12 protein-coding genes are annotated in these 11727 nt (G+C 70.8%); 7 read left to right on the top strand and 5 right to left on the bottom strand.

Annotated elements, in window-relative coordinates; genetic code table 11:
- Positions 1-543, bottom strand: a 543-nt coding sequence (locus A3IC_RS62010) for an amino acid permease (protein ID WP_158695864.1), incomplete at its 3' end; no start/stop codon positions are given.
- 334 nt (positions 544-877) lie between these two features.
- Between A3IC_RS62010 and A3IC_RS0109165 the strand changes: the two genes are divergently transcribed.
- Entirely contained in the window at positions 878-1579 is a 702-nt protein-coding gene (locus A3IC_RS0109165; RefSeq protein ID WP_020549764.1) for a CBS domain-containing protein, read from the top strand.
- 10 nt (positions 1580-1589) lie between these two features.
- On the top strand, positions 1590-1832 hold the full coding sequence (locus tag A3IC_RS53290; protein ID WP_020549763.1) for a hypothetical protein: 243 nt from the start codon (positions 1590-1592) through the stop codon (positions 1830-1832).
- 469 nt (positions 1833-2301) lie between these two features.
- Here the strand turns inward: A3IC_RS53290 and A3IC_RS0109150 are convergent, their stop codons facing one another.
- A complete protein-coding gene (locus A3IC_RS0109150) occupies positions 2302-3156 on the bottom strand; it encodes a universal stress protein (RefSeq protein ID WP_020549761.1) in 855 nt (284 codons plus the stop codon).
- Here A3IC_RS0109150 and A3IC_RS73400 point away from each other — a divergent pair.
- On the top strand, positions 3155-3430 hold the full coding sequence (locus A3IC_RS73400) for a transposase (RefSeq protein WP_020549760.1): 276 nt from the start codon (positions 3155-3157) through the stop codon (positions 3428-3430). The two genes, A3IC_RS0109150 and A3IC_RS73400, sit on opposite strands and share 2 nt — an antisense overlap.
- Positions 3431-3579: 149 nt before the next feature.
- Here A3IC_RS73400 and A3IC_RS68425 read toward each other — a convergent pair whose 3' ends face one another.
- Positions 3580-4260, bottom strand: a complete 681-nt coding sequence (locus tag A3IC_RS68425; RefSeq protein WP_158695863.1) for a hypothetical protein — start codon at positions 4258-4260, stop codon at positions 3580-3582.
- A 354-nt stretch (positions 4261-4614) separates the two neighbouring features.
- Between A3IC_RS68425 and A3IC_RS64465 the strand changes: the two genes are divergently transcribed.
- Together A3IC_RS64465 and A3IC_RS0109130 are read left to right on the top strand one after the other, a co-directional pair.
- Positions 4615-5172 (top strand): hypothetical protein, encoded by a 558-nt coding sequence (locus tag A3IC_RS64465; protein WP_245599193.1) that lies wholly within the window; start codon positions 4615-4617, stop codon positions 5170-5172.
- 265 nt (positions 5173-5437) lie between these two features.
- Complete coding sequence (locus A3IC_RS0109130; protein WP_020549757.1) at positions 5438-6145, top strand: AAA family ATPase; 708 nt, start codon at positions 5438-5440, stop codon at positions 6143-6145.
- Between the two features lie 211 nt (positions 6146-6356).
- Here the strand turns inward: A3IC_RS0109130 and A3IC_RS0109125 are convergent, their stop codons facing one another.
- Positions 6357-6548, bottom strand: coding sequence for a hypothetical protein (locus A3IC_RS0109125; protein ID WP_040876355.1), 192 nt, complete (start codon positions 6546-6548; stop codon positions 6357-6359).
- A 794-nt stretch (positions 6549-7342) separates the two neighbouring features.
- Between A3IC_RS0109125 and A3IC_RS0109115 the strand changes: the two genes are divergently transcribed.
- On the top strand, positions 7343-8953 hold the full coding sequence (locus tag A3IC_RS0109115) for an ABC-F family ATP-binding cassette domain-containing protein (protein ID WP_026218052.1): 1611 nt from the start codon (positions 7343-7345) through the stop codon (positions 8951-8953).
- Between the two features lie 721 nt (positions 8954-9674).
- Here A3IC_RS0109115 and A3IC_RS0109105 read toward each other — a convergent pair.
- Positions 9675-11198: an ISL3 family transposase gene (locus A3IC_RS0109105; RefSeq protein ID WP_425387321.1), complete on the bottom strand. Its 1524-nt coding sequence runs from the start codon at positions 11196-11198 to the stop codon at positions 9675-9677.
- 324 nt (positions 11199-11522) lie between these two features.
- On the opposite strand from A3IC_RS0109105, the gene A3IC_RS67305 reads away from it, so the two are divergent.
- Positions 11523-11727 (top strand): hypothetical protein (locus tag A3IC_RS67305; protein WP_205353919.1); only part of this gene is annotated, 205 nt, incomplete at its 3' end.

The raw sequence follows: 11727 nt of genomic DNA, 5'->3' as shown, positions 1-11727 counted from the left end.
CGGGACGAACTTGAGCACGGTGGTCACGATCTGGAAGGCGCCCATGCTGCGCAGGCCGGCGAGGTTGATCGCCGCCGGGATCCACAGGCCCACCAACGCGATCGCCACCGAACCCCACTTGTTGTGGCCGGTGTTGACGAAGACCTCGACGTAGCCGACCCAGGCCACCGCGATCGCGGCGTTGCCCGCCCACGCGGTGATCCAGTACGACCAGGCGTTGAGGAACCCGGCGAACTCGCCGAACGCCTCCCGGGCGTAGACGTAGGGCCCGCCGCTGCCGGGGACCCGCCGGGACAACTGCCCGAAAGTGACCGCCAGAGCCAGGGCGCCGACGGTGACGATGACGAAGGCCACCAGGGAGATGGGGCCGTACGGAGCAAGCGCGGACGGCAGCGCGAACACGCCGGTGCCGATGATGCTCCCCACGACCAACGCGGTGGCGGTGGGCAGGCCGAACGTGGAGGCGGAGCCACGAACTCCTTCGGCACGCGAACCCTGTTCCCGGCCCGTGGCGTCGATGGGGGTCGTTCTCTTGCTGAGCATGGCGGATCCTTCGTCGTCGCGATGGAGTTCGATCGGACGGGGCGTGGTGCCGTGGAGGAATGTGCTCCGGCCGAACGCTTGCAGCCTGGTCGCCGCCGCGTCGAGGCGCCGGTGCCGAAGGTCCCGATCCGAACGCCGATGGTCACCATGCCCGCTCGGGCCGTACGGCATCTCGACGCCGGTGGCACGGGCCGGACCGAGCCGAACGGCCCGGTACACCGGGCAACGCGGCCCTGTCACGGCATTCGGATCGGCGACAGGCTCGTGGTGTCCGGCCGAAGACGTCGCCATCGATGCCTTCGGCGACTTGCCGCATATCGACCAGGGGGTTCGCATGTTGCACCGCGAGATCGAGGACGTCATGACCCGCGACGTCGCCACCGTCGGTCCCGACACCGAATTCCAGGGCATCGTCGCCGCGCTGGACACCCGGCGGATCAGCGCCCTGCCGGTCGTCGACGACGAGCGGCGCATCCTGGGCATCGTCTCGGAGGCGGACTTGCTGCGCGCCCAGGTGGAAAAGGCCGAGGACGCCCACCTTCTGCCGGGCCTGCGCCGACTGGCGAACCGACACTCCAAGGGCGACGGCCACACCGCACGCGACCTGATGACCGCCCCCGTGGTGAGCGTGGAACCCGTGGCGAGCACCCTCCAGGGTGCTCGCCTGATGGACCGCCACCATGTCAAGCGCCTGCCGGTGGTCGACAGCGACGGCCGCCTGGTGGGCATCGTCAGCCGCTGCGACCTGCTGCGCACGTTCCTGCGCCCGGACGAGGACATCCGGGTCGAGATCAAACACGACGTGCTGCGCGCGGCGTTGTGGCTGGAGGCCGGCACGATCGAGGTGGACGTCCGCGACGCCGTCGTACGCCTGTCCGGGCGGGTCGACAACCGCAGCCTCATCGACATCGTGGTGCGGCTGTGCCGTGCCGTCGACGGCGTCGAGAGCGTGACGCACACTCTGACCTTCGACTTCGACGACAGCCACCTCAAGTCCGGCCCGGCGCACTTCGCTCGCCGCGCGCCCGGCCGTTGAGGAGGACACCGTGTTCCACGCCACCGGCCGCATGGGGTACCTGGGCGGCCGCGCCGTCGGTACCGTCCGGGCCGTGGAGTTCGACGCGGACGCGGTGCGGGCCGAAGGCGAACGCGACCCCGACTTCGGGCGCGCGATCACCCTCGCGTGCGCGCAGGTGATCGCCGGCCGGCTCCAGGCGAGCCGACTTCGGCTGCCGGACCTGTACGGACCACACGCTTCGGCGTCCGGGGGCTCCGTGGAGGGCTGGTAGGGCGCAGGCTCCGGAACCCTTCGGTGTCCGGGCCTGTGGCGTGCTCGGCAACGAATGGCACGGGCCGCGTTCGATCGTCCGGTGCGATCGCATCGCCTGTTTCGGGGCGGTTCATTGATCCGCTTCTCATACGTCGACCCGCATCACACAAGGGGCCGAACGGCCCTGCCGACGCCCTTCGGCTCCGGTACACGCTGCTGCGACACGTGCCCCTGGAAGTGCTGCATGTCGTCGATGGGCCCCGACCCGTGAAGAGGACGGCTACGCGGCCCGGTTACGGGTGGGGCGGAGATTCTGGTCGCCACGGCCGCTTCGGTGCCGACCTCGGCCACGTCACCCACGTCCTGCTGCACCACAGCAAGGCACCGGTCCTGCTGATCCCCATCGACTGACTGGCCCCGACCGCGTACACACCGAGACCGCCGGGTGGCGAACCTCCAGGCGGTCTCGATGTGTTCGGCGCCCGGTCTCACCCCGACGGCACGACCAGGAGCGGCGCGTGCGCGTGGTGCAGCAGCGTGATCGCCGCGTGTCCCAACCGGGGGCCGAAGTGGTGCAGCGAGGGATGCCGCCCAACGACGACCAGGCCCGCATCCCACGACGCCGAGACGAGCGCGGCGCCGGCACCCCCCTGCACGACGCGTTCCTCGACCGCCACCTGCGGGTCGGCCTCCCGGAGCGGCGACATCACGGTCGCGAGCACCCGCCGTGCGAACTCCTGGGCGCGGTGGTAGGGCGTCTCGGCCCCCTGCGGCTCCCGCAGCGCACGCGGGATCTCGGGGAAGTCCCAGGCGTGCACCGCGATCAGACCCACCTGGCGCGCTCGGGCCTCGGCGAAGGCACGCTCCAGCGCGGGCCGGCTGTCCTCGTCGACGACGCCCACCACCACCGGCCGCCCGGCCCTCACCCGGGTACGAACCACCAGGAGGGGACAGGGTGCCCGGCTGGCCAGGGCCAGACTCACCGACCCGAGCAGGATCCCGGCGAACGCACCGTGCCCACGGCTGCCCACGACCAGCAGATCGGCCCGCTTGGCCACCTCCAGCAGCCCTGCCACGGGGCTGTCGTGCACGACCGAGGAACGCATCCCGATCTCCGGCTGTCGCGACCGTGCAACGTCCATGGCCTCTTGGCGGATCCGATCGACGTGCTCGCTCAACGCCTCTCCATACCCGGCGTACCGCTCGTACGCCGAGCCCTCCCACACGAATACGATCTCCAACTCCGCGCCGCGCCGGGCGGTTTCGTCGGCGGCCTCGATCACTGCGGCGGTCGCTTCGGGCGAGCCGTCGGTTGCGGCGACGACGAGCGGTATCCGGTCCATGTCACATCTCCATTCGCAACAGTTGGGTGACTCCTCGCCCTTCACGGTCCCGCTCGGTTCGCACGCCCGACAGGGCCGAGCGGCCCTGACCACCGGACCGAGCGACGCCCGGGGTTGGGCGATCAAGAAACTTCGCTTCCGGCTCTTCTCGACCGCCGCCCGCCTGGTCCGCACCGGACGACGCGTCGTCGTCCGCCTGCCGGAGCGATGGCCCTGGACCCGGTACGTCCTCGACGGCATTGCCCGGCTCCACGGTCTCACCGCACCCACCTGACCACCGACCCGACTGCCCCGACGAGACGCGACACATTCGGAAACGTGGAAACCGGCGTGCACCTGCCTCGAAAATGCCCCATCTCACCAACACGGAGCCCCCGACACCGAACCGACGAGGACTCGTGAACGATCGAGGTTAGCCTGGGATCATGGGGGCGTAGTTACACCGAGTTGACGATCAAGCTGCTGTTCGGCGGCGCGCAGTCTTGCGCGTATCCCGGCTGTGGGCACTCCTTGATTCTGCGGGAGCGCGGTCATCTGACACCGGTTGTGCAGATTGCGCATATTCGTTCGGAGAGGCCGGGTGGCCTCCGCCATGATCCCCTCTACGAGGGGGACATCAACGGTTTCGAGAACCTCCTCCTGCTGTGTGGAGTACACCATCCCGCCGTCGAAGGTCACGAGTCGGTCCATCCCGTCGAGGAGCTGGAGGAGTGGAAGGAGGCCCAGAACACTCAGGAGGGGCAGCAGTTGACGTCCGAGGACATCGCGCTGATCCGGCGGCTGTCGACGCGCGAGAGCGGCCCCGAGATCGACGACGGTCGTCTCCCTCGAAGTCGTCGGCGAGGTACCTGTGTTCGACCTGGGGCGGACTTCCTGCGTACGTGGCTCGAACAACGAAGGCGCGAGGGGCTGGCCTCCCTGGAAACCTGGGAGAGGCGGCGGGCCCGGCAGAGTGAGGGGGTTCGACGCGTCGACGCTCCCCGCGGTGGACGCGATGGTGGCCGAGTCGGGTGCGGACGCGAGGACGCTCGAGGAGGGGACGGAGTGGACGCCCGGGAACGCGCCGCCGCTGCGCCGGACGTACGTGTCCTTGGCGTTCACCACGACGGATCCCGACCCGCGTTCCCCTGCGGAGTACCGTGCCGAGGTCGAGGCCCACCTCGCCGACTGCCGGGAGAAGTTCGCGCGCGAGGCCCACGGGCTGCTCGCCTGCGGGCCGCCGCTGCGGTTTCGGCTGCTGAACGGGAGCAAGCACTACGTCGAGGGCGTCCAGGTCGTGGTCACGGTCGCGAAGGACGGGACCGTGGTCGCTCTCCCCGCCCATGCGCCGCCGGTCCCGGCGTTTCCCGACCCGCCGCGCGCCTACGGCCCGCGGCGCAGGAATCGGTTGCCGTCGCCGGTTCCGGAGTGGGTGACGCATCCGCCGGAGAATCGACGGACGAGCGGCGGAGGTTCGGTGTGGGAGCGGGCGTGTGGGACGTGGTCGAGGAGTCGCAGCGCGCGGTGTGGTCGTTCACACCGTTCGAGCACGCGGGCCCGCTGAGGTTCGGCATGACCCACGACCGGGCGGCGGCCGCGGTCGACGGGGTCCTGGAGACCATCGGATCGCGGGGAGACGGCACCGGGTGGGTGCCGCAGGCCGACATGTGGCCCGTCCACTACGGCGCGGGGGCGGGGGTGCGCCTGTACTACGACCGGGCGATCGGCCTGGCCGCGATCTCGATCGACGCACGGCTCGGTCCGCAGGTGGACTTGGACGGGATCCCGCTGATCGGTTGGGTGCCGTCCGTCCTGGAGGACGCGTTGTTCGACCATCTCACCGCACACGGCCTCGAAGCGGTGTTTTCCCTGGAGGCGAATCTGTCCGTGCCCGAACTCGGTGTGGTGATGCGCGTCCAACGCGCCGGGGACCGCGTTTTGACCCGGCCGGTCCTCGTCGCCCGGGAGTGGGCACCCCGATGCTCGGACGCGTCGCAGAGCCACATCCCCGACGACGAATGGCGCGTGTTCTCCTGAGCACACGCGGAGCTCCTGCGGCAGGCACCGGCCGCGTCGGGCCCGGCACGAAAGCGAATTCACCCGACATGGCGCACCGTTCCCGGCCGCGGGCCGGGCTCCTCGAGGATGGGGCATGCCCGGTCGTCGCCGGTGCGCGAGGGTGACGCGGGGGGTCGAGGCGTCTCCCGGAGCCGGTACTTCGCCGGTTCTCGGGTCGTGGGTCGGGGCGGGCGGTCAGACTGGGTCGGGTTCGGGGGTGGTGTCGATCGGGAGGGCGCGTCACGTGTGGGTGGAATCCGAGGCCGGTGTCGATGTGGTGTCCGGGTGGGGCGCGGCGGCCACCGTCGGGCTGCTGGAGGTCGGGGAGGCGGTGCGGGAGGCGGTCGCGACACCGGCCGTGCTGTGCGTCACCGGGGTGCCGGGGGTCGGAAAGACCGGGGCCGTCGCCGCCGCGCTGGGCGATGCGCGGGGTGAACGGGGCCGGGACGCGGCGTGGTTGACGTTCCGGTCCCGCCCGACGATGGCGACGGTGCGCGAGGCGCTGTGGGGGCGGTTGTGGCCGGGACGGGTGGTCCCACGGTCGCGGATCGACTTCGAACACGGCGTCACCCGCGCGTTCGAACGCACCCCACGCACCGTCGTCGTCGACCGCGCCGACGTCCTGCCCCGGGACGCGTTGGAGTACTTCGCGGCCTTGGCCGAGGACCCGCACACCGACATCGCCCTGATCGTCATCGGCTCCCCCGCCTGGGGCGCGGCACTGCCGAAACGGGCGCCGAACCTGCACTCCCTCACGTACCGTCGTGTGCGGTTGGAGCCGTTGACGGACACCGAGGCCGTCACCGTCGTCCCGGGCCTGCACCCGTTGTGGGCCGACACCACCGCCCGCGAGATCACCGGCCTGAACCGCGACGTCGGCGGGACGTTGCGCGGATGGCACCGGATCACCGCACACCGACTCGCCGCCTCCGTCGCGGGAACGGGCGTGTAGGGGGCCGTCCGACAGGGCCGGCACGGTTGACTCGGGCGGGCCGATACCGGCGTCCGGTCGACGAACACAGGCGATTTCTGTTAGCCGGGCGGCGGTTGTGCTCTGGCGTCTCGGATCGGGTGTGGTGGGGTTCCGGAACGCCCCGCGCACGGTTCGAACTCCCGTCCGCCCTCTCCTTTCGTAGCGCGTGCTCGGGAGGGGAACCCGCCTTTCAGGGCACATCGCACCGGCCCCGCAAGTTCAACCCCACGTACTGGCCTTCCCCGTCGAGATCGCCGTCCGGTCGATAGAGGCGGACTATCGCCGTCGGGAGTTCGTCGGCGAACTTGGGAGAATCCCATCCCACGACCCGGCCGAGGTAGGTCTCCCCCTCGTCGTCCATGGCGGCGTAGTCGAGAAGCACCCTCGGCTCCGTGTTCCTCGCGAAGGTCAAACTACTCCCGGAACGGTCGCCCCGAAGCAACAGCCCAACCCTTGCCTCAAGATCACGACGCCTGCACACCCATCAGAGGAAGCCGTCATGCGGCGGGCCGTGTCCCCGGGAGCGTCGTGTCGTTGGGGAGTTCGGTGGTTTCGAACGCCCCGGCCCCAGCTCGCCCGGTCCCGTGACGGGTGAGTGTCCACGGTCTCGAAGACGCCCCGCGTCCTCACGCACTCCATCGGATTCCCGAACTCCCGCTTTCCGGTCCATGGCGTGCGGGACGCGGGACCCTACGCCGGGAAAGAGCCTCGTGGCAACCCATCCTGAGCACGTTCGGCTTCCCCGCCTACGTCGGCGGACACGGCTGGATCGGCGCCGGCCACCGTGGGCCGCGACGAACCGGCCGAACTCGTCGCCGAGGCTCGGCGGTTGACCGCACCGAAGCGGCTCGTGAAGGCGCACGACGCGGAAAATGCGTTGCCGGACGCCTGAGGCTCGCCTAGGTTCGCACTGGCCCGAGTCGCTCGGGCCGCACATGATCCGACGAGACCCGAAGGAGAAGGCCGTTGCTCGTCTGAGGCAGGAGACCCGCACCGCACCCGGGCAACCGTGGTGCGCAGGCGCGCGATCTCGACCTCGGCACGGAGCCGCCTTCCCGGTCCTCGCGACCGCCTGATCCCAGGCGTTGCCGCCCTCCCCCTCCACCGGTCGACGCACCGCGCGCCCGCGGATCTCCAGACGCCGCCCTGTCCGCGAGCGCCCTGGAGGCATCAACCATGTCAACCTTCACCATGTCCATCGTCTGCACCGACCTCGGTTTCGCGTGGCCGGACGGCGGCACCCTCTTCGACGACTTCCAGATGGCCGTGGGCCCGGGCCGGACCGGCCTCGTGGGCCTGAACGGCGCCGGGAAGTCCACGCTGCTGCGCCTGATGGCGGGCCACCTCGCGCCCACCCGCGGCTCGGTGCGGGTCACCGGTGAAATCGGCTACCTGCCACAGGACCTCACGCTCGACACGACCGCCCGGGTGGACTCGGTGCTCGGCATCGCGGCGCAACGGGCGGCCCTGCACGCGGTCGAGGCGGGCGAGGTCGACGAGGCGCACTTCGCGGCGATCGGCGACGACTGGGACGTCGAGGAGCGCGCGATCGCGACGCTCGACCGTCTGGGCCTCGCGCACCTGGACCTGGACCGCACCACGGGCGAACTCTCCGGCGGGGAGTCCGTCATGCTGGCTCTCGCGGGCCGGTTGCTGCGCCGCCCGGACGTGCTGCTGCTCGACGAGCCGACCAACAACCTCGACCTCGTGGCGCGCGAACGCCTGTACGACGCGGTCGAGGCGTGGCCCGGCGTCCTGGTCGTGGTCAGCCACGACCGCGGGCTGCTGGAGCTGGTGGACCGGGTGGCCGATCTCCGGGACGGCGAAGTGCGCTGGTACGGCGGCACGTTCAGTGCATACCGGAACTCGCTGGAGGTGGAGCAGGAGGCCGCCGAGCGCATGGTGCGGGTGGCGGAGTCCGACGTACGCCGCCAGAAGCGCGAGCTGACCGAGGCGCACGACAAACTGGCCCGCCGCAAGCGCTACGGCCAGAAGATGTGGGACAACAAGCGCGAGCCGAAGGTCATCATGGCCCAGCGCAAGCGTTCGGCGCAGGTCGCGGCGGGCAAGCACCGCACGATGCACGGCGAGCGCCTGGCCGACGCGCGCGAGCGTCTGACCGAGGCGGAGCGGGCGGTACGCGACGACGACGTGATCCGCGTCGACCTGCCGCTGACCGAGGTGCCGGAGGGCCGCCAGGTCGTGGCGCTGCCTGGCGTCGGGCTTCGGTTCGGGCCGCGCGTGAAACTCGACGTACGCGGGCCCGAGCGCATCGCGCTGCTCGGCCGCAACGGTTCGGGCAAGACGACGCTGCTGCGGACCATCGCGGGGCTGACCGAGCCGCGCACCGGCGAGGTGCGGCGGGAGGTGCCGATGCGCTGCCTGCCGCAGCGCCTGGACCTGCTGTTCGACGACCTGACCGTGGTGGAGAACGTCGGCCGTTTCGCGCCGGGTGCGAGCGACAACGAGATCCGCGCGCGGCTGGCCCGGTTCCTCTTCCGGGGACGCCGAGCCGACCAGCGGGCGGACAGGTTGTCGGGCGGCGAGCGGTTCCGGGCCGCGCTGGCGGCGCTGCTGCTGGCCGAGCCCGCGCCGCAGTTGCTGATGCTCGACGAGCCGACGAACAACCTCGACATGGCGAGCGTGCGGCAGTTGACAACCGCGCTGGAGTCGTACCGGGGTGCGCTGATCGTGGCGAGCCACGACGTGTCGTTCCTGCGCGGGCTCGGCATCACGCGGTGGCTGAACCTCGACGAGCGGGGGCTGACGGCGGTGGATCCGCGGTAGTGCGGGCGTGACGCGCGCCGTCATGCGACGCGGCGCCTCGCCGTCCCGGCCGGGACGGCGAGGCGCCGCGTCGGCGCGTCCGTGGGTCAGCCGCCCGGGACCGACAGGACCGGGGCGCAGGTGCGCTGTGCGTTCGCCGGCGGATCGGTTCCCGGCCCGACGGACCCGCCGATCCCGCGGACACGGGCGGCACTGCCCATGAACCCGGTCGCGACCCGCAGCTGTCCACGGCGGCGCACCGCGGCGCGTTCGTCGAGGATCGAAGCAGCCCGCCCGACTCCGGACACATCGCCTCCTGCGGGCGGCGGTCACGTCCGATGACAGAGCCAACCGGCCTGCGATACAGGGCACTTGTCCCCCGACGACCGAGCGCAGCGCCGCCACCGCGTCGTAAGCGCGTCCGGACTCCCCCGACCGCTCCATCGGGGAAGCGGGGCCGGCGGGCGCGGGAACTGCCGGCGAGCAGGCGCAGCTCGTCCGGACGGTCGTGGGCGAGGCTCCACCACCACAACCCGCCCTGATCCGCGAGTTCGGCCACGGCCGCCGTCAACGTAGTGTCCACGCCCTGCCCGGTAGCCGGCGCGGACGTTCCCAAAACGCCCTCCACCGCACTCGACCCGGTCGTCGTAATCGCCACATCGGTCATCGGATACTCCCTTTGCTCAGGGTGTACACCGAGTCCTTGGCTCTGTCTCACATTCGGTGGTGACGGGGAGTGATGTCAGCCGAGCAGGATCCGGTGGCGGAGTAGGGCGAAGCTTGCTCGGCCGTACATCTGACGCTTGATCAGCTTGGTTTTGGTGTTCACGCCTTCGGTGCCGCCGTTGTGGAAGGGCAAGGTGAGGGCGGCGTCGACGGCTGCCCGGTCGAAGTCGAGGCCGCGGGTGTAGGCGTGCAGGTGGGGCAGGTCCTCGACGCGGGTGGCGGTGATCCAGGTGGTCAGCAGGTCGTTGTTGCCTTTTGCGGGTGTCAGCATTTCGGCGAAGGAGCGGACCAGGCCGGCCAGGGCGGTCATCTGCGGACAGGCGACGACGAGCGTGTCCAAGAGTTCCTGCTGGTGGTCTTTGAGCCGGTCGGGGCGGGTGAGGAGGTAGCGGGTGACGCGGCGGGGTGACAGCGCGGGCCGGTCGGCTTCGACGCGGCCCTGGGTGATGTAGCGGTGGAGCAGGTTCTGGCTTCCGGTGTAGCCGAGTTCCCTGATCTCGTTCAGGAGGGTCGGGACGGGAACGGCCGGATCCTGCTCGCGACGCTCGCGCAGGTGGTCGCGGAACGGGTCGACCAGGGTCGGTCGGTACTGAGGCGCGCGGACCAGGCGTTCGGGTTCGGGGACGCGTGCGTAGCGCTTGACGGTGTTGGGCGCGAGGTTGAGGCGGCGCGCGCATTCGAGCAGGCCGACGCCCCGGTCGAGCAGGTCGTGGACGTGGTGCCAACGCTCGCGGTTGGTCCGGGCGCGTTTGCCCGTCCGGGGTGGGGGCCCTGCCTTGCCCCAGCACGCGCTGTGCGCGGCGACCTCCTTGAGCGCGGCCTCGGCCGGGTTCTTCCGGATATGCCGGCGGTCGCCGACCCGGACGGCGTCGGGCAGTGCGCGGCGAATGGCCTCGGCGTAGGCGCCGGAGCCGTCTCGGCACACGATCTCGACGCCGGAGTGGTCGCGCAGCCAGGTCTCCAGGGTGTCGGCCGTGCGGTCAGGCAGGACGTCGATCCGTTCCCGGGTCTCGGCGTCGATCAGGACGGTCGCGTACCGGTGGCCGCGACGCAGGGCGAAGTCGTCCACACCCAGCACTCGCGGCACCCGCATCCGGGGAACCGGCAGCCGCAGCAGGACCCGCAACGCGGTGTGGCGGGAGATGGACACGGCCGGCACCGACAGCAGGCGCGCGCCCGCGCGACCGGCCAACTCCCTTACCACCGAGCCGATTCGGGATGTAAGGCGTGGTGTGCGCCGCTGGTAGCGCTCCAGCACGCCGGGCAGCTGTTCGCGGAAGGTCTGGTGGCATCCCCGGGTCGGGCACACCAGGCGGCGGACCCGCACGACGACGACCACCCGGCGCCCGTCCATCGGCAGGTCCGCCACCGTACGTGAGTGATAGCCGTGGACCCGCCCACTCGGGGCACCGCATCGAGGGCACATTGGCTCCGCCGATGGAGTCCGGGCCAGCACCCGGATCAGCGTGTCGTCGTCACGAATCTCCTCGACGACCAGCGGCGACAACCCCGAAAACACCACGCCCACAAGCGCGTTCACGTTCTCTACGACTCATCGTGGCACTTGCGCAACGCACCGTTACCACCGAATGTGAGACAGAGCCGTTAGTTTTACAGGTGGGCCAGATCGCTGCGCTGATCACCTCGGTGACGGGAAAATGGGGTGGGTGCCCCGGTCAGCCGATGGGTCTGCGATGCCGGTGAGCTCGTTTTACAGGATGGCGATGGGGGTCGTCAGGGGACCACGGATTGTTGCCAGGGCGGCGGTTCGCCGCCTCGAGCACGCGTGTCGGACTCCGTCTCTTCCCCGATCCCTCCGGGGCACCCGCCGGGCACGGTGGTCTGCGACGGGAGGGGAACGGTGGTGGCTCGACACGAGGGCGCCCATGACGAGGGGATTCACCTGCGGTCGGCGGGGTTGGATCTGGGCAAGCGGTTCCTGCCGGCCTGTGTGCGCACGCCGAGCCTGAAGCGGCGGGGCAGTTGGTCGTTGGAGACCGAGCGGTTCGGCACGACCCGGGCGGAGGTCCGGCGTCTGTTGGCATGGGTGTTGGAACGGCAGGCGGACG

Source organism: Embleya scabrispora DSM 41855 (assembly GCF_000372745.1).
GTDB lineage: Bacteria > Actinomycetota > Actinomycetes > Streptomycetales > Streptomycetaceae > Embleya > Embleya scabrispora.
The sequence above is the reverse complement of the archived record's forward strand: the minus strand, read 5'-3'. Positions and strand labels throughout refer to the sequence as shown.